Genomic DNA, 23108 nt, shown 5'->3' with positions numbered 1-23108 from the left:
AATGAACGACGCGATCCACGTGGCGACGCGGAAGGGACTCTTCCTCCTGGAGCGCGGCGCGCGCGGCTGGGCCGTCGCGCGCGTCTCGTTCCTCGGGGATCCGGTCTCGATGGTGCTCGACGACCGCCGCGACGGCAGCCTCTACGCCGCGCTCGCGCTCGGCCACTTCGGGGTGAAGCTGCACCGCTCCGACGACCGCGGCCGGAGCTGGGCCGAGGTGCGCGCGCCGGCGTTCCCCGCCGCGCCGGAGGGCGCCGGCGAGGCGCCCACGGTCCACCAGCTCTGGGCGCTCGCCGCGGGCGGCCCGCGCGAGCCCGGGGCGCTCTGGGCGGGCACGATCCCCGCCGCGCTGTTCCGCTCGGCGGACCGCGGCGAGTCGTGGACGCTCGTGCGCTCGCTCTGGGATCGGCCGGAGCGGAAGGACTGGGCGGGCGGTGGCTACGACGAGCCGGGGCTGCACTCGATCTCGGTCGACCCGCGCGACCCGCGGCGCCTCCTGTGCGCCATCTCCTCCGGCGGCGCCTGGGCGAGCGAGGACGGCGGCGAGACCTGGGCGTCCCGCTCGCGCGGCATGTACGCGGAGTACATGCCGCCCGAGCGCCGCGAGGACCCGAACGTCCAGGATCCGCACCGGCTGGTGCAGTGCGCTGCCGCGCCCGAGTTCCTCTACGTGCAGCACCACAACGGCGTCTTCCGCTCCACGGACGGCGCGAGGACGTGGACCGAGATCACCGCCATCCGCCCCTCGAAGTTCGGCTTCGCCGTCGCCGTCCACCCCGCCGACCCCCGCACCGCCTGGTTCGTCCCCGCGGTGAAGGACGAGCGGCGCGTGCCGGTGGACGGGAGGCTCGTCGTGGCGCGCACCCGCGACGGCGGCGAGAGCTTCGAGGTCCTCCGCGAAGGCCTGCCCCAGGAGCACGCCTACGATCTCGTGTACCGGCACGGGCTCGACGTCAGCGACGACGGCGAGCGGCTGGTGATGGGCTCGACCACCGGCGGCCTGTGGATCTCGGAGGACGGCGGGGATCGCTGGCAGCTCCTCCCCGCGCGGCTGCCGCCCATCTACCAGGTGGCCTTCGGCGGCTGAGCTCCGGCCTGCGCGCCGGAGCCGCTCGAAGAGGTGAGCACGCCCTCCGCGCGGGTGTGGATGAATTCGACGGCCGTCGAGGATCGCGACGGCGCTCGCCGAGGGCGAGGACCTCCTCGATACGCCTGGCCTTTCCACGCGACGCCCACGGTCCGGGCCGTTGAGCAAGGCAACAGCCCCGTCGCGACTCCCCTCGTCGGGGCGCTGAGGCGCCTTTCGGAACCGCGCGCCAGTCGCGCGTTCGACGCGGCGCGAGGCGGGGCGCGGGTCCTGGCGCCGGGCTTGCGATGTGTGGGCCCGGGGGCCGGCAGTCGCTCGGGGTCGTCCGCCGCTGCGGGTCCCTCACCGCTCCCTCCGGAGCGGGGAGGTGGAACATGGCCCACGCATCCGTGGCTCCCGTCGGAGGTCCGCTCCTCACCCGCGGCACGAAGCTCGCGCTCTTCATCGCCGCGGTCGCATCGGTGCTCGTGTCGGTCCGGCTGTTCACCGGCCTCGGGCCGATCACCGCGCTGAACGACGGCTTCGCCTGGGGGATCTGGAAGCCGCTCAACGTCGTGACCTTCACCGGCGTCGGGGCGGGCGCGCTCGGGCTCGCGCTCGTCGCCCACGTCGCGAACCGCGGCCGCCATCACCCGCTCGTGCGCTCCGCGGTGCTGACCGGCGCCATCGCCTACACGCTCGCCGGCATCTCCGTGCTCGTGGATCTCGGCCGCTGGTGGAGCGTCTGGGAGCTCGTCGTCCCGACCCGCTGGAACGTCCGCTCGGTGCTGCTCGAGGTCGCGCTCTGCGTCATCGCGTACTGCGCGGTCCTCTGGCTCGAGGTGCTCCCCGCCCTGCTCGAGCGCTGGCGCGACGCGCCGGGTGCACGCGGCCGGCTCGCCGCGCGGGTGCTGCCGCGGATGCAGAGGATGTTCCCCTTCCTCCTGGCGCTCGCGATCGTCCTGCCCTTCATGCACCAGTCGTCCCTCGGCGCGCTCTTCCTCTTCGCGCCGACGAAGCTCCACCCGCTCTGGTACACGGGCTGGCTACCCGCGCTCTTCCTGCTCTCCTGTCTCAGCATGGGGTTCGGCGCGGTGATCGTCGTGGACACGCTCACGCACCTCGCGTGGGGGCGCAGGCGGGACGTCCGGCTGTGCTCCTCGCTCGCGCTCGTGATGGCCGGGCTGTCGTTCGCCTTCGTCGCGCTCCGGGTCGGTGATCTCGCCACGTCCGGCGCGCTGCGGCACGTCACCGGCTGGCGCGGCGTGCTCTTCCTCGTCGAGCTGGGCCTCTTCACCTATCCGGCGGTGCGGGTCCTCCAGCGCTCGTATCGCGAGAACGCCGGCCTCCTCTTCTGGGCGGCGCAGCTCGCCGTCGCCGGCGGGGCGCTGTACCGCTTCGACGTCTACCTCGGCGCGTTCTCGCCGGGCCTGGGGTGGAGCTACTTCCCGTCGCTCGCCGAGCTCGTCTTCTCGCTGGGCCTCGCCGCAGCGGGCGTCGCGCTGTACGTCGTCGCGGTCAAGCGGCTGCCGATCCTGAGCGGCGTCGCCGAGCCCGCCGAGCGGCGACAGGAGGCCGCGCGCCTGCGCGCGCACGCGTGAAGGGCGGCGCGGGCGGTCCGGATCGTCGGCACCGCCCGTATGCGAATAGGCTGGTCCGAAGGAGTCAGCGCTGGCGCCGAGCGGCCGATCCTCGCCGCTCGGCATGTTTTTGCGCGATGACCAACATCTCGGAATCACGAGCGAACGCAAGGCGTGCGCGCGATCTTTGCGTCGCATGACGGAGGTCAAGGTGGGCGTCAGAAAACAGCGCCCATCATCGCACCCGTCCGCGGATGCCCGCGGGAAGGAGGCGCGATGCCGCACCCGACCTCGGTCGCGGGACCCTCTTCGCCGTCACGGCGAGACTTCCTGAAGATCTGCACCACCGCCGCGGCCGCGGTGGGCCTGCCGGCGTGGGCCGGCGAGGCGATGGCGGAGGACATCGCGAAGGGCAAGAAGCCCTCCGTCATCTGGCTCCACTTCCAGGAGTGCACCGGCTGCACCGAGTCGCTCCTGCGCACGAGCCACCCCGACGTCGCGGCGCTCATCCTCGACCTCATCTCGCTCGACTACCACGAGACGCTCCTCGCCGCGGCCGGCGTCCAGGCCGAGGACGCGCTCGCGAAGGCGATGGCGGAGAACGACGGCAAGTACGTGTGCGTCATCGAGGGCGCCATCCCGGTGCGCGAGGGCGGGCGCTACTGCATGATCGGCGGCCGCACGGCGCTCGAGATCGCGCGCACCGTCGCGGGCCGGGCCGGCGCGATCGTGGCGATCGGCTCGTGCGCGTCGTGGGGCGGCGTACCGTCGGCCGCGCCGAACCCGACCGGCGCGACCGGCGCGCCGGAGGTGCTGGAGGGAAGGACCGTCGTGACGCTGCCGGGGTGCCCGGCGAACCCGTACAACCTCCTCGGCACCGTGCTCCAGTTCGCGACCTTCGGCACGCTCCCCGCGCTCGACGGGAAGGGCCGGCCGAAGTTCGCCTACGGCCGCGTCATCCACGAGGACTGCCCGCGCAGGCCGCACTTCGACGCCGGCCGGTTCGCCAAGGCGTTCGGGGACGAGGGGCACCGGAACGGCTGGTGCCTCTACAAGCTCGGCTGCAAGGGGCCCCAGACGCACGCGAACTGCTCGCTGCTCCCGTTCTGCGAGGTGCCCGGCGCCTGGCCCATCGGGATCGGTCACCCGTGCGTCGGCTGCACGGAGCAGGAGATCGCGTTCCGCGTCCCGCTCCACACGACCGTCGAGGTCCAGAAGCCGACCGGGCCGATGGCGTACCCCGGGATCGCGCCGGAGCGCGGCGAGGTGAGCGCCGTCTCCGCGGGCGTGGCGGGGCTCGTCGTCGGCGGTCTCGCCGCGGCGGGCTACGTCTCCTCGCGCAAGCTCGCGCACGACGAGCCCAAGGAACCGCCGAGGGAGGGGTAGGCCATGCCGAACGTCTCCCGCCGCACCGTCCTCAGGACGCTCGGCGGCGCCGCCGCGCTCGCCGCGGCCCCCGCGCCCGCGGAGGCCCGCGCCCCGAGGCCGCCGCACGACGACGACCTCGGGCTCCTCTTCGACTCGACCCGCTGCGTGGGCTGCCGCGCCTGCACCGTGCGCTGCCGCGAGGCGAACTCGCTCCCCGAGGACGTGAAGCTCGTGGACGGCGTCCCCTACGACGCGCCGATCGACCTCAACGACCGGACGCTCACGGTCATCAAGCGCACGAGCGACGGGGCAGACGGCGCGTTCGTGAAGGCGCAGTGCATGCACTGCGCGGATCCCGCCTGCGTCTCGGTGTGCATGCTCGGCGCGCTCCACAAGGGCGAGCGCGGCGTCGTCGCGTACGACGTCAGCCGTTGCGTCGGGTGCCGCTACTGCCAGGTGGCCTGCCCCTTCAACGTGCCGCGCTTCCAGTGGTCGTCGGCCACGCCGCGCATCGTGAAGTGCGAGCTGTGCCGGCACCGCTGGCGCGAGGGCAAGGGCGCGGCCTGCGCCGAGGCCTGCCCGCGCGAGGCGGTGGTGTTCGGGCCCCGCGCCGAGCTGCGGGCCGAGGCGCACCGGCGGCTCGAGGCCGAGCCGGGGCGCTACCAGGGCGGCGTGTACGGCGAGCGCGAGGGCGGCGGCACGGGCGTGCTCGTGCTCTCGGCGGTGCCGTTCACGGCGATGGGCCTCCCGGCGCTCGGGTCGGAGGCGGTGCCCGCGCTCGGCGAGACCATCCAGCACGGCATCTACCAGGGCTTCGTCGCGCCGGTGGTGCTCTTCGGGGCGCTCGCGTGGGTCACCTGGCGCAACCGGCGCGCCGGCGGAGGCGGGGAGGGCGAGCGATGACGACCGAGGCGCGCGCGGTGGGAGGACGGCTCCTCACGCCGACCTTCAAGCTCATGCTGGTCCTGTGGGCGGCGGCGACGGCGGTCGGCGTCGTGCGGTTCACGCAGGGGCTCGGCGCGGTCACCGCGCTGAACGACGGCTATCCGTGGGGGCTCTGGATCGCGTTCGACGTGGTGGTGGGGACGGGGCTCGCGAGCGGCGGGTACGCCATCGCGCTGCTCGTCTACGTCCTGAACCGCGGCCGCTACCACCCGCTCGTCCGGCCCGCGATCCTGACGAGCGCGCTCGGCTACTCCGTCGCGGGCATCGCGGTCATGTTCGACGTCGGCCGCTACTGGGCGCTGTGGAAGGTGCCGGTCATGCCGTGGCGCTGGAACACGAGCTCGATCCTCCTCGAGGTCGCGCTCTGCATCATGGCGTACCTGGCGGTGCTGCTCGTGGAGCTCTCGCCGGCCCTGCTGGAGCGCTGGATCACGGTGGAGCACCCGCGGCGCCAGGCGTTCGCCGCGCGCTGGCTGCCACGGCTCGCGCGCGCGCTGCCGTTCGTGATCGCGCTCGGGCTCGTACTCCCCACGATGCACCAGTCGAGCCTCGGGTCGCTGCTCGTCGTCGCCGGGACGAAGGTGCACCCGCTGTGGCACACGGGGGCGCTGCCGCTCCTGTTCCTCCTCACCGCGTTCGGCATGGGCTACGCCGTCCTGTACTTCGAGACGATCTTCTCGAACGTCGCGTTCCGGCGGCCCCTCGAGACGCGGCTGCTCGGCTCCCTCGGCGTGTTCATCGCCGGCGTGCTCCTCGTGTTCGTCGCGGTGCGGTTCGCCGGGCTCATGGGCGCCGGGCGCCTCGGCCTCACGGTCACCTCCGGCACGCTGTCGTTCTTCTTCTGGGCGGAGACGCTGCTCCTCCTCTCCGCGGCGGGGCTCTTCCTGCAGCAGTGGGTCCACGCGAGCCCGGCCACCCAGCTCCAGGCGGCGCTCCTCGCCCTCGCCGGCGGCGCGCTCTACCGGATCGACGCGTTCCTGGTCGCGTTCCAGCCGGGCCACGGCTGGCGGTACTTCCCTTCGCTGGGAGAGATCCTCATCACCCTCGGCTTCATCGCCACCGAGACGATGGTCTACATCGTCGCGGTGCGGCGGTTCCCGATCCTCGCCGGCGTGAGCCTCACCGAGCCAGAGCGCGCGCCGGCCGGCCTCCAGGAAGGAGCGGCATCATGACGGGCCAGCGCATCACGATCGATCCGGTCACGCGGATCGAGGGGCACCTGCGCATCGACATCGAGGTGGACGGTGGCGCGGTCCGCAAGGCGTGGTCGAGCGGCACGATGTGGCGCGGGATGGAGCTCATCCTGAAGGGCCGCGATCCGCGTGACGCGTGGGTGTTCACGCAGCGCATCTGCGGGGTGTGCACGACGGTCCACGCGATCGCGTCGGTGCGCGCGGTCGAGAACGCGATCGGGCTCCCGATCCCGCTGAACGCGCAGCTCATCCGCAACCTGCTCGTCGCCGCCCACGCGCTGCACGACCACGTGGTGCACTTCTACCAGCTCTCCGCGCTCGACTGGGTGGACGTGACGCGCGCGCTCGAGGCCGATCCCGCGAAGGCCGCGGCGCTCGGCGGGAGCCTGTCGTCCTGGCCGGGGAACTCGCGCGCCGCGCTCGCGGCCGTCAAGGCGAAGCTCGACGGCTTCGTGAAGGCGGGCCAGCTCGGGATCTTCAGGAACGGCTACTGGGGCCACCCGGCGATGCGGCTCTCGCCCGAGGTGAACCTCCTCGCGGTCGCGCACTACCTGCAGGCGCTCGACGTGCAGCGCAAGGCGAACCAGGCGGTCGCGATCCTCGGCGGCAAGACGCCCAACATCCAGAACCTCGCCGTCGGCGGGGTCGCGAACGCGATCAACCTGGACAGCCCCGCCGCCCTCAACATGGAGAAGCTGTACCAGGTGAAGACGCTGCTCGAGGAGGTGCAGGCGTTCGTGCACCAGGCGTACTTCGCCGACGTCTGCGCGGTGGCCGGCATGTACCCCGACTGGCTGCGCCACGGCGCGGGCGTGACGAGCTACCTCTCCGTCCCCGACCTGCCGACGGACGCCGCCGGGACGAAGTTCGACCTGCCCGGCGGGACGATCATGGCCGGGGACCTCTCCTCGGCGCGCGCATTCACCTCGTTCACCGATCCGTACTTCCGCGACAACGTCACGGAGTCGATCGCGCGTTCGTTCTACGAGGGTGACTGGCAGAAGAGCCCGTTCGCGGAGGAGACCGTCCCGAAGGTCCAGGACTGGCAGCCGGAGGGGAAGTACTCGTGGGTGAAGTCGCCGCGCTTCCAGGACAGGGCGATGCAGGTCGGCCCGCTCGCGCAGGTCCTCGTCGGCTACGCGCTCGGCCACCCGCGCATCCGCTTCTGGGCCGACCGCTGCCTCGACGTGGCCGGGACGGTGGCGGGCGCCAAGCTCACCCCGGCCGTGCTCCACTCCACGCTCGGCCGCCACGCCGCCCGCGCCATCCGGACGGCGGTCCTCGCCGAGCTCGCCCTGAAGCACTGGCAGCTCCTCGTCGAGAACATCGGCCGGGGAGACACGGCGGTGTTCAACCCGCCGACCTTCCCCAAGGGTGAGGTGCGCGGGTTCGGGTTCCACGAGGCGCCGCGCGGGGCGCTGTCGCACTGGGTCGTCATCGAGGACGGCGCGATCAAGAACTACCAGGCCGTGGTGCCGTCGACCTGGAACGCCGGGCCCAGGGACGGGAAGGGGCAGGCCGGGCCGTACGAGGCGGCGCTGGTGGGGAATCCGATCGCGGACGCGAAGCTGCCCCTCGAGGCGCTGCGCACCATCCACTCCTTCGATCCGTGCCTCGCGTGCGCGGTCCACGCGGTGGACGCCGAGGGGACGGAGCTGGCGACGGTCAGGGTGGGGTGAGCGGGGGCGTCCGCCGCCCGGGCGGCTCGCCTCTCCCACCTCGGTTCCTTCCTCGGGGTGCGGCAAGGTTCCCGCGCGCGCGTGCGCGTACGGGATTAGCCCTCGGGCGGAGGATCCCGTCATGCGCGATCGCGACCCCGTTCGAGCCCGCCGGCTGCTCTCCTGGACGTCGTCCGCCCTCCTGGTCGCGGCCGCCGCGCTCGCCGCGCCCCCGCGCCCGGCCGCGGCGCAGCACGGGCACGAGGCCGAGGCTGCCCCGCCTCGCGCCTCCGCAGCACCGTTCCAGATCCCGGAGTCCATGCGCGTCGAGCACGCCAAGATCGACGAGGAGCTCGTGCGCGCGACGAAGGAGCCCGGCGCCGTCGGCCAGGCGGCGCGAGCGCTCGCGGAGGTGCTCCACCCGCACTTCGTCCGCGAGGAGGAGATCGCGCTCCCGCCGCTCGCGCTCCTCGAGCCGCTCGCGGCCGGGAAGTACGACGCGAAGATGGCGGAGGTGCTGAAGCTCACCGACGCGCTGCGCGAGGAGCTCCCGAAGATGCTGAAGGAGCACGAGGCCATCGGGGCGGCGGCGAAGAAGCTCGAGGCCACGGCGCGGAAGGCGAAGAACGCGAAGGTCGAGCAGCTCGCGAAGGACCTCCAGCTCCACGCTCGGACCGAGGAGCAGGTGTTCTATCCGGCGGCGCTGCTCGTGGGAGACGCCGTCAGGGCGCGCGCTTCTCGCTGATGGTGTGGGACAGCGGCGGCCTCGGGCGTCGCCCACTCGCGCTCGAGCACGTCCGGCTCGAAGACGTAGTCGCGCGCTCTCGCGATCTTCCCGCGGCGGACGTCGAGCACCGTCACGCCGGAGAGATGGAAGCTCACGTCGTGCCGATCCGCCTCCTCGAGCGCCCACTCGACCTGCACGGTGTTGGTGCCGCCGAGGGCGAGGATGTTCTCGACGCACACGTGCATGACGCGAAAGCGGATCATCGTCCGCTCGGCGAACCAGCGCCGGAAGTGTTCCTCGATGGCGCGCTTGCCCTCGAACCGGCCCGATATGCGCGTCCGCCCCGGGAACTCGAAGACCGCGTCGTCGGCGAACGCGCCGACCACGGCGGCGAGGTCCTTGCGGTTCAACGCGTCGAACCCGCGTCGCGCACGCGACCTCGCGATCAGTGCTCCGATCATGGCCGCCCTCCTGGCTCGGCCTCTGCGCCACGTCGAGCCACGGTGATCGTCGCACGCACCGGGCGACGCGTCGTGAGCGCTTCGGGCGACGCCTCGTCGGGCCAACCCCCCCCGACCCGCCGGCGCGCGACGGGCAGCCGGCTGCTCGGATCCCCGGCGTCGTGTCCGGCGGGCGCCCTGGCGGCGAATTGCCCGGAGGCAGAGTGCGCGCGCGAACGGCCTCGGCTCGGCTCCACGCGGGAGGAGGCAGGCCGTGCGCTCGGAGGACGTCAGCAGGTCCCAGTAGCCACGCCGCTGTAAGACGATCAGCCACCGTCAACAGAGAGGCTCACTGTCATGCCACCCCTCGTCTTCCTGCCCGGCGCTGCTGGAAGCGCGTCCTTCTGGCGGCCCGTGGCCGACCGGCTTGGGGACCTCGGTCCGGTTCAGGTCCTCGGCTACCCCGGGTGGGGGGGGTTCTCCGCCGCTCCCGCGGTTAAGTCGCTCGACGACCTCTACCGCTGGGTCGTCGAGCGCCTCCCCCCAGGATCGAGCCACGTCATCGCGCAGTCCATGGGGGGAATCCTCGCCGCACGTCTGGCGGCGGACCGGCCGGAGCGCGTGGCACGCCTGGTCCTGGTCGCGACCTCCGGCGGCGTGGACGTCCGACGGCTGGGAGCGGCGGAGTGGCGCGAGGAGTACCGCGCGGCGCTGCCGGAGGTTCCGAGCTGGTTCATCGACGACCGCACCGACCTCACCGACCGGCTCTCCGAGATCCGCGCGCCGACGCTCCTCTTGTGGAGCGACCAGGATCCTGTCAGCCCGCCCTCCGTCGCCCGGTTCCTCGCCGAGCGCATCGCGAACGCGCGCATCGTCACGGTGGCGGGCGGGACTCACGCGTTCGCGAACGAGCGCCCGGACGAGGTCGCGGCGATCATCCGGTCCCACTTGACGTAGAGAGCGCGCGGCCACGGCGCCGGATGGTCACCGTGGTCGTTGCCGGCGGCCCACTCAGGCCTCGAACACGGGCGGCAGCGCGAGCATCTCGCGCACGCGTCGATCCTTCCGCTCGTCTCCGAGCGAGAACGTGGCCTTCCGGAGCGAAGGATGACGCACGAATGGCAGCGCAACGTCAGGCGAGAGACCTCTTCGGCCGATGAAGATGAGCTCCGCCAGGCTCGGCGCCTCGCTGACCGAGGTCAGGTCCCGAACGGAGAGCCCCACCACCACGGCACTGCGAAGCCGCTCGAGAGATCGGAACGAGGGCAGCTCGGTGACCCGCTTCAATGAATCGAGTCGCAGGGTCTCCAACCATGGAAGCTCGGACGTCACGGTGACATCGGAGAGCCCGAGCACCCTGAAGATGTCCACGTTGCGCAACCCACCCACGCGCGAGAGGTCGCGAATGTTCCGGGTCCCGCCCAGGCCGAGGGTGAAGGACTCGAGCTCCGAGAGCGGGATGAACGGCCTCAGATCCGGAGGGACACACGCGCTTTCGTGCTCCCGATCCCGAGCTCGACCATGTCCGGCGTCAGGTGCCGGAGCCCATCGAGCGACGTCAGGAGCGGGAGATCGATCCGGATGCGAGGATGCCCGGCGAGGAGCTCCAGGAAGTCGAGATCCCTCGCCGTGTCCGTGCCGAAGATTCGAAACGGCACCTCGGGCGAGCTCTGCAGGAATGCCGCGAGTCGCCTCACGTCGCTTCCCGACATCGCGCCACCGAACTGGACCAGACGGCACTCTGGCGCGAGCGGCGCGAGCTGGGCGTCCGTGAGAGGCGCACGGAGGTTCCGCACGTAATCGGGAGGCACGGGCACCCGGCGAGGAGAGCACCTCTCGCGAGAGCTGTCACCGGGGCGTAATTCAGAGCCCGGACCGATAGTAACCAGCGACGCGAAAGCTGTCGATGCGCAGGTCCGGAACCCGCCCGAGGGTGATCAGCGGGGAGACGCTGGGTGTCCTGCCCCCTGAACACTGGACGGCTCGAAGCGTGAGCCCTCTACTCAACGTGGGGGACGGATGCGGAAGACCGTTACCGAGTCGTGGCCGACGTGGAATGGCGGGTGATGGGCCGCGCCGTGGGCGGTCGGTCCTCGGCACGGTACTCTCGGTCAGGAAGGCCTCGCGCACGCGTTACGCCTCGCGTCTGGCCGGAGAGGGCGCCACCGCGAACTAGAGTTGATCGAAGAGTGAAGTCGAGAGAAAATCCCAGGTTCGAATCATGAACGTCCTGGTCGACTTCGATAATCTTGTCCGCGACTTCCGCCGCCATGACCTGCGATGGGTCGCAGAGACGGTGATCCATTCAGCCGGTCCTTTCGTCCCCGGGACGCGCCGCTCGATCCGGATCCGCCTGTATGGCGGCTGGTACGAACAGAACAAGCCCACGCGCCTGGCCCAAGCGCTGATGGCGGAAATCGATCGCGACTTTCCCGCGCTAGTGCCGGTAGAGCAGCGATCACGTCGCACCGCGGTCGTCTCGGCTGAGCTCGCCTATTCGTTAGAAATCGAACCGCAAAATCACATTTTCCATACTCTGCGGACGCGCAATAATCTCGGGAGCTTGAAGGGCAAGAACGAATTCGACTGCGGGCAAGCGGGCTGCCCGATGAAGACACTTCTTGGGCTGGTTTCGAAGCGCAAATGCACCGTGCCGGGGTGTACGACGCAGCTAAGCGAGGTTCTTCATCGGCAAGAGCAGAAACTTGTCGATTCGATGATGCTGACTGATCTGATACACCTTTCGTCGCAGCCAGAGTCCACAATCTGTGTTGTGTCGTCAGATGACGATTTGTGGCCGGGGATCAGGTTTGCGACCTTGCAGGGCGCGAACGTCCTTCACGCCGTCAACCCTCGTAAGCATTCAGCCAGGTACTTGGCTTCCGAGCCGAACTACAAGCGTTTCGCGTGCGAGTGACGAATGAATATTCAAGAGCTTCGGCAGGTGCTGACAGCGTTCGCGGACAGGCCCGCCGATGTGAATATCGATAAGGGAAAGTTGCTGGCGCAACTGCATGACGAACTCGTTGAGGCGGCTCTCAGCGTCCGTGAGGGAGCGGTATGGGTTGAGGAGGGGGGCCAGACGCTAAGCGCTGAGCGGTGGCTCACGCACCGGGTCGCTCGGTTGCCTCTTCTTGCGGATCGAATCGTTCAGTCGCTGCACCCGGAGCCTTCCTTCGTTACTCCGGGCGCTCAACTGCTGGACGACGTAGAGACCGCGCCTGGCGACGAGTTGCGGACCGTGGATGACGCGGCTCAGGTGGCGCTCAATCTGTTGTCGCGGCGGCCGGCAGGCACTTCGTCCGTTGTCTATCTCACCTCCGACGCTGGGGAAGGCAAGACCACTCTCATCAATGAGATGGCAATTGCTCAAGCGAACGCATTCAAGCGCAAGGAGTCGGACTGGCTGCTTGTCCCGGTAACGCTGGGCGGCCGTCCGTTTATGCGCCTTGATGACGTCATTGTGAGCGGACTGCTGAACAGGTACAGATTCTCGCTGCTGTACTATGACGCGTTTCTTGAGTTGGTGCGCCTTGGAGTTGTTGTCCCGGCGCTTGACGGTTTCGAAGAGATGTTTGTTGAGACCGCGTCGGGCGAGGCAATGTCGGCGCTCGGAAACCTCATCCAACTGCTCAACAGGTCGGGAACGGTGCTCATTGCCGCCCGAAAGGCGTTCTTTGAATATACGAATCCCCGCGCCCAGGCGAAATTGCTTGATGCTCTGGGGTCGGCATCAGTGCTGTTTTCGCGGTTAGCGCTTCTGAGGTGGGATCGCGACAAGTTCACCAGATACGCGACGAAACGCGGCGTGCAGCAGCCGGATCTAATTTACGACGACGTCTCTGCGCGCCTAGGGCCGGATCATCCTCTGTTGACTCGCGCGGTGCTGGTGAAGCGGCTCCTCGATGTCGCTGAAAATGTTGGCGATCGTGATGCGCTCCTGCGCACCCTTGAGCCGCACGCGGAAGACTTCTTTCCGCAATTTGTTGATGCCATCATTAATCGCGAGGCTACCGAAAAGTGGATCACGAATAGTGGTGAGCCTCGAGAGCCTCTGCTCTCCCGCGAAGAGCATCATCAGTTGCTGGCGATGATCGCTCAAGAAATGTGGGAGAATCGCGTTGACGCGCTTTCGGGTCCGGTTCTGGACTCTATCGCCGAGTTGTACGCCGAAGGTCGCGAGAAAGGTCCCGACCTTGCTCGACAGATTGTGGAGAGGGTGCGGCATCACGCGCTAATAGTGCAGAACGGTGATGGGCGGTCGTTCGCTTTCGATCATGAAGAGTTCAGATACTTCTTCCTTGGTGAAGCGATTGGGCACGCCGTGTTGGCTGGGCGTGTGGCTGACATTCGTGCCTCCCTGCGGGTAGGGTCACTGGTTCCGATGGCCGTTGAAGGGGCGGCGGCAATTGTTCGCCGCGACCCGACTGCGGCTCAGCGCGTTCTGGCAACGTTGGGGCAGTGCTGCGAGGCAGAGGGCAGCGCGTCGTTTGCGCGCGAGAACGCTGGTGCTATCGTTTCGCGGTTGTTGCCGATCTGGACAGACGGGGAATGCATCGAGCGTATAACCTTTCCTCCTGACGCACTCAACGTGCCTGAGATACGGCGGGTCACGTTCGAAAGATGCTACTTCCGTCCCACCGTCCTCCCTGCGCGCATGGAGTCGTGCGTGTTCCGGGATTGCGAGTTTGAGCGGGTTACGGTCCACGACGGGGCAGCGTACACTGGTGCAGAGTTCGTGCAGTCCGTCGTTCGGAGCGTCTGCCGAGGCGACGAGGTCGCCTACGACCCTGGGCGGATTATTGCGCTGCTGCAGGACTCCAAAGTGCGAGTCCAGCAGCAAGGCGTCCTCCCTGCAGCTTCTCCCGCTCCGATCAGCGCGGACGGGGATCTCGTGCTTGCGCGACGAATGCTGAAGGCGTTCATGCGCGCGACCGAGCTAAACGAGGGGACGTTGAGGGCGCGGGCCGGGAAAGCGGCTAACGAGTTCGTTGATCGTGTGCTTCCAGCGCTGGTTCGCGCCGGGGCTGTGCGAGAAGTCGATTACGTGGGCTCCGGTCAGCAGCGAAGGTTCCGTTTAGGCATGAAGATGACGGAGCTTCAAGCGCTAGACGAGTCATCGCAAGGTAGCTTTGGCGCATTCCTGGACGCCGTGCGAGGTAGGGTCGGGAGTGCGGGCAAATGATCAGCCGCCGCGCAGTCTGAGATAAATCTCGCTCGCCGATGCCCCGTTACCCCGCCGCCAGCGTCGCCCGCTGGTACAGGTGCCCGGGCATCGGGTGCTCGAGCCGCCAGATGATCTGCATCGGGCGCTCGCCGGAGGCGGACTCGAGCGTCGCGGGGCCGAGGAAGCAGTAGGGCTCGGCGACGCCGTTGGGCTGCTTGCGGTACTCGCGGACGAAGAGCAGCACGGTGCTGGTCTTCTCGAGGTAGCGACGGCCGGCGCCGGAGCCAGGGTGGGCCGTGTTCTGCGTCTCCCAGTGGAAGCGGGTCGGGCTCATCGCGAAGTCGCGGTACATCGTGGACGGGGAGAAGCCGGACTCGCTCTTCTTCAGCGTCACGAAGAGCACGTCGACGTTCTCGACTGGAGCGTGGTAGACGCCACCTTGAAGCTGCGGCAGGAGGCCCTTGGGCGACCGGGCGTCGAGCGCGGCGAGCACTTCGTCCTGTCGATAACGACCGTGGACGTGCAACGGAACGTGTCGGATCCGGGTTCCGTCCTGCCACGGTGACGTCGCGTCTCTCGCCTCGTCTTCCAGGAAGTCGAGCAGCTCGCCGAGTTCCTTCCTGAATGTCGAATGCGCTCTGGCCCGTTCCAGCTCGGCGGTTGCGCTCTCGGGGCGGTTGCAGTCCAGCAGCGCTGCGGCTGTCATGGCCGCCAACCGGGCGTTGCGCGGTTCGGATGCGTCGAGCGGAGCGCCCCCGGCAACGCGACGAAGGAAGCCAAGTCGCTCGTGGTCGTTGAGGTGCATCACGGCGCGCGCGCGTGCGTGGAGTTCGCGCGCAGCATCGTCGAGGACGGGAGTCCCGAACGCCCGCTCCTGGAGCGAAGTGAAGCTCTTCCGGTTGTCCGCATAGAGCTCGTTCAGGGTGACACCGGCGTCGCGCAGGAACTGGCCGAGCGGCGTGCCGATGCCGAGCGCGGCGAGCTCGGACGAGAGCCACTGCACGCCGGTGCCGATGCCGTGCTGGATGTTGTCCAGCACGGCGCGCGTCGCGAGGTGGTCGAGGTGCATCGCGCAGCCGGGAGGCAGGTACGGGAAGCCCTGCTCGATGGCCGCCTTCACCTGGCGAGTCGTGCCGCCGAGGAGCGCCTTGAAGCGGCGGTCGAAGCGGAACTCGCGGCGGGCGTTGCCGATGAAGTCGAGCACGGTGAGGCAGGGCTTTTCGGCGTGGCGCCGAAGCCCGCGGCCGAGCTGCTGCAGGAACACCGTGGCGCTCTCCGTCGGCCGGAGAAAGAGGACGGTGTCCACCGCGGGGATGTCCACGCCCTCGTTGAAGAGGTCCACCGTGAACAGCGTCGTGAGCTCTCCGCGCTCGAGCCGGCGAATGGCGGCCTCCCGCGCTTCGCCGGGCGTGTCGCCGGTCACGGCGACGCTCGGGAGCCCCTTCTCGGTGAACATCCGCGCCATGTACTCGGCGTGCGCGACCGACACGCAGAACCCGAGCGCCCGCATGCGGCCCGGGTCGGCGACGCGGCGGTGCACCTCCTGGAGCACGAGCCGCACGCGCGCGTCGGCGCCGCTCGTCACGTAGCGCCGCGAGAGCTCGTCGCGGTCGTATCCCCAGCCGCGCTTCCAGGCGACGTCCGAGAGGTCCACCGTGTCCTTCACGCCGAAGTACTGGAAGGGCGCGAGGAGCCCCTGCTCGAGCGCGTCCCACAGGCGCAGCTCGAACGCGGTCCGCCCGTCGAACCAGCGGCGCACGTCCTTGCCGTCGTGGCGCTCGGGCGTGGCGGTGAGGCCGAGGAGCACCTTCGGGCGGACGTGCGCGAGGAGCCGGTCGTACGTCGGCGCCTCGGCGTGGTGGAACTCGTCCACGATCACCACGTCGAAGTGGTCGGGCGGCAGGTCGCGCGAGAGGTCCGCGCGCGCGAGCGACTGGATGGTCGCGAACACGTGCGTGCCCGCCGTGGGCTTCGCGTCGCCGGTGAGGAGCTCGCCGAACGAGGCGTCGCGCACGACCGCCGCGAACGCGGCGCGGCTCTGCGTCAGGATCCGCTCGCGGTGCGCGACGAAGAGGAGCCGATCGCGAGGGAGCTCCTTGCGCAGGCGCGCGTAATCGAAGGCGGCGACGAGGGTCTTGCCCGTGCCGGTCGGCGCGACGACGAGGTTCCGGTGGTGGCCGCGCTCGCGCTCGACGCGGAGCGCCTCGAGCATGGGCTCCTGGAACGGGTGGGGGCGGAGGTCGAAGTGGATCGCGGCGAGCCAGGGGGCGCCGTCCGTCGCGCCGTCCCCGTCGGCGCGGGCGGGCGCGCGCTGCGCGGCGAGCGCCGCCCGGATCCGCGCCATGTCGCGGTCCGGGTTCACCGGCACGAACTCGTCCGAGTCCCAGTACGAGTCGAACGCGTGGCGGAACTTCTCGAGCAGCGGCGCGGCGTCGCGCTGGGAGAGGCGCACGTTCCACTCGAGCCCCTCGTGCAGCGCCGCGCGCGAGAGGTTCGACGAGCCGATGTACGCGGTGTGCGTGCCGGACGCGCGGTGGAAGAGCCACGCCTTCGCGTGGAGGCGCGTGCGCTGCGCGTCGTAGGAGATGCGGACCTCGGCGCCCAGCCGGGCGAGCTCCTCGATGGCCCGCGCGTCGCTCGCGCCGATGTAGGTCGTCGTCAACACGCGCAGCGGGCAGGCCTCGCCGCGCCGGCGGCCGCGCGCGACCAGCTCCCGGAGCTCGTCCAGCACGAAGCGCAGCCCGCTCCACTTCACGAACGCGCAGAGGAGGTCCACCCGATCTGCGCTCGCGAGCTCGCGCGCGAGCTCGTGCCCGAGCGACGGCTCGCCGGAGGCATTCACGAGGAGCGCGCTCTCCGAGAGCGGCGTCTCCGGGAGCCGGACCTCGGGGGCGGCGCCGAGCGGGCCGCGCGGCCAGACCGAGCGGAGGTGGCGCGCGGCGGTGACGACCGTCGCGTCGGGATCGAGCGGCAGCTCCCCGCAGTGTTCGCGCGCGGCGTCGGCGAGCGTGGCGAGGAGCCGGTTCAGGATCTCCACCCGTCGCCGCTGCCGCTCGTCGTCCTCGCCCGGCACCTCCTCCAGCACCCGCTCCAGGAGCGGCCGGAAGTGCGCGGCGAGGAAGCTCGGGGTGCGCTCGGGCTCGAGATCGCCGACGTGGACGGCGCGCTGTCCCTCCGCGTCGTGGACGAGCGCGCGGAGCGCCTCGTCGAGCAGGTGGTCGTACACGCCGTCGGCGAGGGGCTTCGGCACCCGCGCAGGTTACTCCACGTGCGGACGGCGCCGCGACCGGGTCAGCGGCGCACCGCCGTTGGCGTCCCTTCGGCTCTGGTGGCGATTCGGTCGCCGCGTGCGAATTCCCGTCAGGCGATCAGCCGCACCTCGTCGTCCTTCCGCCCTTGGGGTGTCGCGGTCGAGGGCGGGCGCTGGAGCCAGGAAACGCCTATGCGACCGCGTGAAAGGAGGGGCTCATGAAGCTCGCTCTATGGACGACGCTCGCGGCGCTCTTCATCTCGGCAGCCTTGCCGAGCCTGGCGGCCGACACGACGACGGCGGGAGAGGGGAAGGGCAAGTATCTCGTGATGGTGAAGCACACGCCGGAGGAGTGCCTCGCGAGGATGGACGAGGTCGCGAAGGACAAGAAGCTGCTCGGCAAGGCGGAGTGGGGCTGCATGTCGGGCGATCACACGATGTACCTGACGACCGAGGCGAAGAGCTCGGAGGACGCGCTCAGCAAGGTGCCGGAGGCCGAGCGGAAGGACGCGAAGGCGGTGAAGCTGACGAAGCTGACCGAGGCGCAGATACGCAAGTTCCACGAGGCGCCCGGAGGGAAGTAGCGGTTCGCGAGCGCGGCCGACCCCACGCGCGCCGCGCTCGCGCCTCGAGTCGGGCGGTGCATCCGCGTCGAGCCGCCCGCGCCGCCGCGTCCCCTCGACGCGGCGCGACTGTCGCGTCGGGTGCGACCGACGCCGACACGCTGCGCGCGTCCACCGAGCGTCGGATCGACACGCTTTCAGGAGCGTGCTCTCCTCGCCGCGTGAGCTCGGTCCACGACCTGAAGGCCCGGTTCCAGGCGCTGCTCCGACCCGTCATGCACGCGCTCGCCCGCGCCGGCGTGACGCCGAACGCGATCACCACCGCCGCGCTCCTCGGCTCGGTCGCGCTCGGCGGCGCGCTCGCGGCGAGCGAGGCGCGCTGGATCCTGGCGGCGCTCCCGGCCTGGCTCCTCGTCCGGATGGCGCTCAACGCGCTCGACGGGATGATGGCGCGCGAGCTCGGGCAGGCGAGCCAGCTCGGCGCGGTGCTGAACGAGGTCGGCGACGTCGTCTCGGACCTCGCGCTCTACCTCCCGTTCGCGCTGCGCGCCCCCGAGGCCGCACTCCCGGTCTTCCTGTTCGCGGCGGCGGCCGTGCTCACCGAGTTCTGCGGCGTGCTGGGCCAGGCGCTCGGCGGGACGCGCCGGTACGACGGACCGATGGGCAAGAGCGATCGCGCCCTCGTCGTGGGAGCGTTCGCGCTCGTGCTCGCGCTCCACGCGCCGGCGGCCGCGGCGGCGGACTGGTTCTTCGACGCCCTCACGGCGCTCGCGCTCGTCACCTGCTGGAACCGGCTCAGCCGGACGCTCACGGAGCTGCGCGAGGAGGCGGCGTGAGCGAGGCGTGATGGACTTCGGCGCGGCGCTGCCTGTCCCGTCGCTACTTCAGCAGGTCCTTCACGAGGTGGGTGCCGAGCGCCCGTAGCCCCTCGTCGAGCAGCGCCTTCCCGCGCGGCGTGGCGAGCGTCGCGCGCATCGCGTCGGCGGCGAGGCCGATCTCGAGATCCAGCCGCACGAGGACCGCCGAGATCGCGGGGGTGGCCGGCGCGGGCTTCGCGCGGGCCCGGCGCGCGAGCACGCCCGCGGAGAGCTTGTCCACGAGCTGGTCCTCGGTCGTCCGCGGACCCTGAAGGGCGCGGAGCGCCTCGGAGAACCCACGGTAGACGTCGTCGAGCGCAGCCGGCACGGCGAGCGCCTGCGCGAGGCGATCCTGGGCCTCCTCCTCGTCCACCCCCCGCGCCGCCGCGTACGTCGGCGCGAGCAGCAGGACGAGATCCTTCTGCGTGACCACGTGCGGCAGGCGGCGAGAAAAGAGCGTCATGCCAAGCTCGTAACACGCCGCCCGCGCTCCGTCCCTACTCCTCCCGGATGCGGATCCGGCAGCTTGCGTCCCGCAGCGCGTCGGACACCGCGCCGGCGACGTGCTGCGCCAGGCTCACCCCGTCGATCTCGGCGTTCACCGAGTGTCTCTCGCCTCGCAGCGCGGCGCCCTCGGCCACGCGCAGCTTGCCTCCCACCGTGGTCGCGTTCCCCTCGACGCGCGCCCCCTGCTCGAGCCGGACGTCGCCGCCCACGGCCGTGACGTCGCCCGCGACGACCGCGCCGCTCTCGACCACGACGCCGCCGCCGAGCGCGACGGCCTCCTCGACGGTCGCGCCGGCCTTGACGCGGACGGTGCCGCCCAGCGCGACGACCTTGCGGGCGTGGTCGCCGGGCCCGACCGCGACGTCGCCGCTCCGGACGAGCTCGTCCTTGCTGGTGATCTCCACGTTGCAGCCACCCTTCGTGTCTTCGGCGGCGCCGAAGGCGGGCGCGGCGAGCACGGCGGCGGCGAGGGGTGCGGCGAGGGCGAGCGTGCGCATGGACGACCTCCGGAGCGACGTACGCGGCTGCTCCTCTGATATTTCGCGGCGGGGGGCGTGGTCTCCCCACAGGGACGCCCGAGTGGCTCGAACGAGACGCTGGACCGCCCGGTACGTCGCCTGGTGCCGGGGTGAGGGGCCGAGGTCTCGAGGTCGACGGGGTCGAGGTCGGGGTCGGGGTCGGGGTCGAGGTCGAGGTCGGGGTCGAGGTCGGGGTCGAGGTCGGGGTCGAGGTCGAGGTCGAGGTCAGGGTCGAGGTCGAGGTCGAGGTCGAGGTTGGGGTCGAGGTTGGGGTCGAGGTTGGGGTCGAGGTTGGGGTCGAGGTTGGGGTCGAGGTTGGGGTCGAGGTTGGGGTCGAGGTCGGGGTCGAGGTCGGAAAGTCACTTCCGGTATTCACCGACAGTAGCGCCATCGTCGTCCTGGACGTCAGACACGGATGGTATGGGTTCACGCGATGGACGACGTGCGCCCGAGCCCTCCCGCACCTCTCGCGACCGCCTCGGCGGCCGCGCTGGACGTGCTCGCGGCCGAGGCCTGGCTGCTCGAGCCGCCGCCGCCGCACGAGCGGAAGGGCGTGCTGCGCGACGAAGCGGCGTTCCTGCTCGACCGGCTCCTCACGGCCGTGGCGCGCGGTCACGGCGCGCTCGAGGTCGCCCTCGGTCGTGGCTTCGCGGCGCTCGCGGAGCGGGACGGCGCGATGCGGCTCGGGTTCTCGGGCATCGGCGACTACGCGCGCGAGCGGCTGGGGATCGCTGCGGGCACCGCCCAGAAGCTGGCCCGGCTCTCGCGGGCGCTGCGCGACCGGCCGCTCCTTGCCGAGGCGGTCCGGCGCGGCGAGGTGAGCGCGCGCAAGGCGGAGACCGTGCTGCCCGTCGCGCGCGGAGAGACGGAGGAGCGCTGGGTCGCGCTCGCGCGGACCGAGACGGTGCGCGCGCTCGCGGCGGCGGTGCGGGCGGAGAGCGCCACGGATGCGGGCGAAGACGAGACGTGGGAGCGTGTCTCGGTCCAGCTCACGCCCGGAGGTCGCGCCAAGCTCGATGAGGCGATGGCGCTTGCGGGCAAGGTCGTTGGCGCGACGGCGCCGCGGTGGCAGCGGCTCGAGGCCATCTGCCAGGAATTCCTCGGCGCGCATCCGGTGGAGGCGTCCTCGGAGGGCGGGGACGACGGCGCGTCTGACAGCGCGCTGCGCGGGCCGGTCGCCGACTGGCTCGAGGCGGCGAAGGCGGGGCTCGAGGAGGAGTACGGGCGCTGGGCGTTCCTCGGCGAGGTCGCTCCGGTCGAGGCGGAGATGAGCGCCGAGCTCGACGGCGGCGTGGACGCGATGTCCGTGGACGCGGAGCTCCGCCGGCTCGCCGCGATGCGCGACCGCTGGGACGAGCTCGTCGGGCACCTCGGGATGCTCGTCCGGATGCTCGGCCTTTGGCGCGACATGGGCTTCGCCTCGTTCGGCCACTACTGCGAGGAGCGGCTCGGGATGGCGACGCGCACGGTCGAGCAGCGGGTCGCGCTCGAGCGGAGGCTCCACGCGCTGCCGGCGCTCAGGCAGGCGATGCGCGACCGGCGCGTCTCCTACGAGCAGGCGCGGCTCGTGGCGGAGGTCGCGGACGATCTCTCCGTCGAGGACTGGATCCGCCGGGCGGAGGGCCGCACCTGCATCGCGCTTCGCCGCGAGCTCGAGGCGGAGCAGGAGGTGCAGATGTGCGCGCGCGCCGAGCTGGACCTGCGCGTGCCCAGGCGGGTCGGAAATCTGCTCGAGGCGGCCATCCGGGCAGCCCGCGCCGCCGCGGACGCCTGGCTCACGTCCGCGGAGTGCCTCGAGCGGGTGGCGGAGCACTTCGTCTCCACCTGGAAAACGGCGCTCGCGGAGCGGAGCACGCCGCAGCGACGGGCCCTCGCGCGCGACGGCGGCCTCTGCCAGGTGCCGGGCTGCAGCCGGGCGGCGGTGCATGCGCACCACGTCGTCTACCGCTCGCGCGGCGGCGGGGACGAGCCGGCGAACCTGGCGTCCCTGTGCGCCGCCCACCACCTGCGGGGCGTCCACGGAGGGTTCGTCGAGATCCGCGGCGCGGCGCCCGACCGGCTCACGTGGCGGCTCGGCGCGCGGGAGCCGATGCGGTCGATGGACTGAAGTCCGTCGAATGAGCGTCCGTCACCAGCGCCACCCGAGCCTGACGCAGCTCACGACCGATCAGCTCCGCCGCGCGCGCGCGGGGGCAGCGTCCTCGTCGTCCACCACGAACCCGACGAGCCGCTCGCCCTCCTCCTCGAGCGCGTCCCGAGTCCGCCGCGGCAGCGGCGCGAACGGCTGGAGCTCGAGCTTCGCGCGCTTTCCGCTGCCGGCGATCCGCCACCTCCCCGCGGCGAACCCATCCACGAGGAACGTCGGCGGGACCTGCAGGTTCTTCGTGACGAGCGCCTTCCGGTGGGCGTCCGCCACGACGCGGCGGCGGTCGGCGTGCGCGAGCAGCAGGTTGTCCCACTCCGGCAGGAAACGCACCGGCGCCGGCGTGTCCTCCGGCGGGAGAGGAGCGCGCGGGAGATCGAGGAGCTCCCGCCCGTCCCCGTCGCGGAAGCTCCGCAGCTTCGGCCGGACGGCCGCGAGCGCGCCGTCGAGCCTCCCGAGGCCGGACCAGGCCTGCACGTCCGCAGCGGTCGCCGGGCCGAATGCCGCGAGGTAGCGGACGATCAGCGCCTCGGGGGAGCGCTCGTCCGGGACCGGCTCGCCGAGCCAGACCTCGGCCAGCGTGAAGCGCCCCGAGCCGTGGAACGCCCAGGCGTCGTCGCTCGGGACCTGCACGAGCGGGAGCTGCGTCCTCACGGCGTAGCCTATCGCGCGCGGGTCGACCCCGGGAAACCGCGCGGCGAGCAGCGGCCTGAGCTCGTCGAAGGTCCGGGGCTCCCCCTCGAAGAGCGCGCGCGCGGCGGCGGTCACCCGCGGGAGCTCCACGCCCGCGAGCCGGTCGGAGACGATGCGGAGCGCGCCGTCCAGGGCCGGCTGGAGCGGCCCGCGGAGGCGCAGGAAGTCCGCCGCGCTGACGAGGTGGAGCGTGGTGCGCATGAGCGGCCCGCGGACGACCGCGCGAGAGGCGACGAGCTTCTTCAGCCCGTCGCGGCGGAACCCGTCGACCCGCGACCAGAGGCCGATGAACGGCGGCCGCGCAAGCTGCGCCTGGAGGCCGGCGACCCGCTCGAGGGCGCGGAGCAGGGGGGTGCGCTCGCGGGCCAGGAGGAGCTGGCGCGCCAGGGTGGCGCGGTTCAGGGCGCGGAGCGAGAGCGGGCGGTCGGGCACG

Annotated in this window: 20 protein-coding genes; 13 read left to right on the top strand and 7 right to left on the bottom strand. The window is 71.1% G+C overall.

Going from position 1 to position 23108, the window contains the following annotated elements; genetic code table 11:
* The first annotated feature begins 1 nt into the window (after position 1).
* The 7 genes from MNY62_RS15485 to MNY62_RS15455 all read left to right on the top strand — a co-directional run bounded on the left by MNY62_RS15485 (position 2) and on the right by MNY62_RS15455 (position 8555).
* Positions 2-1087, top strand: coding sequence for a WD40/YVTN/BNR-like repeat-containing protein (locus tag MNY62_RS15485; protein ID WP_242345086.1), 1086 nt, complete (start codon positions 2-4; stop codon positions 1085-1087).
* Positions 1088-1461: 374 nt separating this feature from the next.
* Positions 1462-2667: an NrfD/PsrC family molybdoenzyme membrane anchor subunit gene (nrfD, locus tag MNY62_RS15480; protein ID WP_242345085.1), complete on the top strand. Its 1206-nt coding sequence runs from the start codon at positions 1462-1464 to the stop codon at positions 2665-2667.
* A 255-nt stretch (positions 2668-2922) separates the two neighbouring features.
* On the top strand, positions 2923-4032 hold the full coding sequence (locus MNY62_RS15475) for a hydrogenase small subunit (RefSeq protein WP_242345084.1): 1110 nt from the start codon (positions 2923-2925) through the stop codon (positions 4030-4032).
* 3 nt (positions 4033-4035) lie between these two features.
* A complete protein-coding gene (gene hybA, locus MNY62_RS15470) occupies positions 4036-4917 on the top strand; it encodes a hydrogenase 2 operon protein HybA (protein ID WP_242345083.1) in 882 nt (293 codons plus the stop codon).
* Positions 4914-6131 (top strand): NrfD/PsrC family molybdoenzyme membrane anchor subunit, encoded by a 1218-nt coding sequence (gene nrfD / locus MNY62_RS15465; RefSeq protein ID WP_242345082.1) that lies wholly within the window; start codon positions 4914-4916, stop codon positions 6129-6131. The genes hybA and nrfD (MNY62_RS15465) overlap by 4 nt, the downstream gene beginning before the upstream one ends.
* A complete protein-coding gene (locus tag MNY62_RS15460; RefSeq protein WP_242345081.1) occupies positions 6128-7831 on the top strand; it encodes a nickel-dependent hydrogenase large subunit in 1704 nt (567 codons plus the stop codon). The genes nrfD (MNY62_RS15465) and MNY62_RS15460 overlap by 4 nt, the downstream gene beginning before the upstream one ends.
* A gap of 121 nt (positions 7832-7952) precedes the next feature.
* On the top strand, positions 7953-8555 hold the full coding sequence (locus MNY62_RS15455; protein WP_242345080.1) for a hemerythrin domain-containing protein: 603 nt from the start codon (positions 7953-7955) through the stop codon (positions 8553-8555).
* Here MNY62_RS15455 and MNY62_RS15450 read toward each other — a convergent pair.
* Positions 8501-8998 carry a nuclear transport factor 2 family protein gene (locus MNY62_RS15450; protein ID WP_242345079.1) on the bottom strand — a complete coding sequence of 166 codons (498 nt, stop codon included), beginning with the start codon at positions 8996-8998 and terminating at the stop codon, positions 8501-8503. The two genes, MNY62_RS15455 and MNY62_RS15450, sit on opposite strands and share 55 nt — an antisense overlap.
* 336 nt (positions 8999-9334) lie before the next feature.
* Between MNY62_RS15450 and MNY62_RS15445 the strand changes: the two genes are divergently transcribed.
* Positions 9335-9934, top strand: coding sequence for an alpha/beta fold hydrolase (locus tag MNY62_RS15445; protein ID WP_242345078.1), 600 nt, complete (start codon positions 9335-9337; stop codon positions 9932-9934).
* 54 nt (positions 9935-9988) lie between these two features.
* Here the strand turns inward: MNY62_RS15445 and MNY62_RS15440 are convergent, their stop codons facing one another.
* Both MNY62_RS15440 and MNY62_RS15435 read right to left on the bottom strand, forming a co-directional pair.
* On the bottom strand, positions 9989-10288 hold the full coding sequence (locus MNY62_RS15440; RefSeq protein ID WP_242345077.1) for a hypothetical protein: 300 nt from the start codon (positions 10286-10288) through the stop codon (positions 9989-9991).
* Positions 10289-10446: 158 nt separating this feature from the next.
* The gene (locus MNY62_RS15435) at positions 10447-10674 is read right to left on the bottom strand and encodes a hypothetical protein (RefSeq protein WP_242345076.1); all 228 of its coding nucleotides are present in this window, start codon (positions 10672-10674) and stop codon (positions 10447-10449) included.
* A gap of 524 nt (positions 10675-11198) precedes the next feature.
* Between MNY62_RS15435 and MNY62_RS15430 the strand changes: the two genes are divergently transcribed.
* Together MNY62_RS15430 and MNY62_RS15425 are read left to right on the top strand one after the other, a co-directional pair.
* The gene (locus MNY62_RS15430; RefSeq protein ID WP_242345075.1) at positions 11199-11894 is read left to right on the top strand and encodes a hypothetical protein; all 696 of its coding nucleotides are present in this window, start codon (positions 11199-11201) and stop codon (positions 11892-11894) included.
* Positions 11895-11921: 27 nt separating this feature from the next.
* The gene (locus MNY62_RS15425) at positions 11922-14162 is read left to right on the top strand and encodes an NACHT domain-containing protein (RefSeq protein WP_242345074.1); all 2241 of its coding nucleotides are present in this window, start codon (positions 11922-11924) and stop codon (positions 14160-14162) included.
* A 46-nt stretch (positions 14163-14208) separates the two neighbouring features.
* Here MNY62_RS15425 and MNY62_RS15420 read toward each other — a convergent pair whose 3' ends face one another.
* A complete protein-coding gene (locus tag MNY62_RS15420) occupies positions 14209-17394 on the bottom strand; it encodes a DEAD/DEAH box helicase (RefSeq protein ID WP_242345073.1) in 3186 nt (1061 codons plus the stop codon).
* Positions 17395-17612: 218 nt separating this feature from the next.
* Between MNY62_RS15420 and MNY62_RS15415 the strand changes: the two genes are divergently transcribed.
* The gene (locus tag MNY62_RS15415; RefSeq protein ID WP_242345072.1) at positions 17613-17978 is read left to right on the top strand and encodes a hypothetical protein; all 366 of its coding nucleotides are present in this window, start codon (positions 17613-17615) and stop codon (positions 17976-17978) included.
* A gap of 200 nt (positions 17979-18178) precedes the next feature.
* The gene (locus MNY62_RS15410) at positions 18179-18793 is read left to right on the top strand and encodes a CDP-alcohol phosphatidyltransferase family protein (protein WP_242345071.1); all 615 of its coding nucleotides are present in this window, start codon (positions 18179-18181) and stop codon (positions 18791-18793) included.
* Positions 18794-18836: 43 nt separating this feature from the next.
* Here MNY62_RS15410 and MNY62_RS15405 read toward each other — a convergent pair whose 3' ends face one another.
* Both MNY62_RS15405 and MNY62_RS15400 read right to left on the bottom strand, forming a co-directional pair.
* On the bottom strand, positions 18837-19277 hold the full coding sequence (locus tag MNY62_RS15405; protein ID WP_242345070.1) for a hypothetical protein: 441 nt from the start codon (positions 19275-19277) through the stop codon (positions 18837-18839).
* A 34-nt stretch (positions 19278-19311) separates the two neighbouring features.
* Positions 19312-19818 carry an LbetaH domain-containing protein gene (locus MNY62_RS15400; RefSeq protein WP_242345069.1) on the bottom strand — a complete coding sequence of 169 codons (507 nt, stop codon included), beginning with the start codon at positions 19816-19818 and terminating at the stop codon, positions 19312-19314.
* Between the two features lie 454 nt (positions 19819-20272).
* On the opposite strand from MNY62_RS15400, the gene MNY62_RS15395 reads away from it, so the two are divergent.
* Positions 20273-21946 carry an HNH endonuclease gene (locus tag MNY62_RS15395; RefSeq protein ID WP_242345068.1) on the top strand — a complete coding sequence of 558 codons (1674 nt, stop codon included), beginning with the start codon at positions 20273-20275 and terminating at the stop codon, positions 21944-21946.
* A 60-nt stretch (positions 21947-22006) separates the two neighbouring features.
* Here the strand turns inward: MNY62_RS15395 and MNY62_RS15390 are convergent, their stop codons facing one another.
* The gene (locus MNY62_RS15390) at positions 22007-23107 is read right to left on the bottom strand and encodes a winged helix DNA-binding domain-containing protein (RefSeq protein WP_242345067.1); all 1101 of its coding nucleotides are present in this window, start codon (positions 23105-23107) and stop codon (positions 22007-22009) included.
* Between the last annotated feature and the right edge of the window lies 1 nt (position 23108).

Source organism: Anaeromyxobacter terrae, from assembly GCF_022690685.1.
GTDB lineage: Bacteria > Myxococcota > Myxococcia > Myxococcales > Anaeromyxobacteraceae > Anaeromyxobacter > Anaeromyxobacter terrae.
The sequence above is the reverse complement of the archived record's forward strand: the minus strand, read 5'-3'. Positions and strand labels throughout refer to the sequence as shown.

Coding starts and splice junctions, on each gene's coding strand:
- MNY62_RS15400 (WP_242345069.1), bottom strand. CDS start 19,818: ATGCGCACGCTCGCCCTCGCCGCACCCCTCGCCGCCGCCGTGCTCGCC.
- MNY62_RS15405 (WP_242345070.1), bottom strand. CDS start 19,277: ATGACGCTCTTTTCTCGCCGCCTGCCGCACGTGGTCACGCAGAAGGAT.
- MNY62_RS15395 (WP_242345068.1), top strand. CDS start 20,273: ATGGACGACGTGCGCCCGAGCCCTCCCGCACCTCTCGCGACCGCCTCG.
- nrfD (WP_242345082.1), top strand. CDS start 4,914: ATGACGACCGAGGCGCGCGCGGTGGGAGGACGGCTCCTCACGCCGACC.
- MNY62_RS15455 (WP_242345080.1), top strand. CDS start 7,953: ATGCGCGATCGCGACCCCGTTCGAGCCCGCCGGCTGCTCTCCTGGACG.
- MNY62_RS15445 (WP_242345078.1), top strand. CDS start 9,335: ATGCCACCCCTCGTCTTCCTGCCCGGCGCTGCTGGAAGCGCGTCCTTC.
- MNY62_RS15430 (WP_242345075.1), top strand. CDS start 11,199: ATGAACGTCCTGGTCGACTTCGATAATCTTGTCCGCGACTTCCGCCGC.
- nrfD (WP_242345085.1), top strand. CDS start 1,462: ATGGCCCACGCATCCGTGGCTCCCGTCGGAGGTCCGCTCCTCACCCGC.
- MNY62_RS15450 (WP_242345079.1), bottom strand. CDS start 8,998: ATGATCGGAGCACTGATCGCGAGGTCGCGTGCGCGACGCGGGTTCGAC.
- MNY62_RS15415 (WP_242345072.1), top strand. CDS start 17,613: ATGAAGCTCGCTCTATGGACGACGCTCGCGGCGCTCTTCATCTCGGCA.
- MNY62_RS15460 (WP_242345081.1), top strand. CDS start 6,128: ATGACGGGCCAGCGCATCACGATCGATCCGGTCACGCGGATCGAGGGG.
- MNY62_RS15485 (WP_242345086.1), top strand. CDS start 2: ATGAACGACGCGATCCACGTGGCGACGCGGAAGGGACTCTTCCTCCTG.
- MNY62_RS15475 (WP_242345084.1), top strand. CDS start 2,923: ATGCCGCACCCGACCTCGGTCGCGGGACCCTCTTCGCCGTCACGGCGA.
- hybA (WP_242345083.1), top strand. CDS start 4,036: ATGCCGAACGTCTCCCGCCGCACCGTCCTCAGGACGCTCGGCGGCGCC.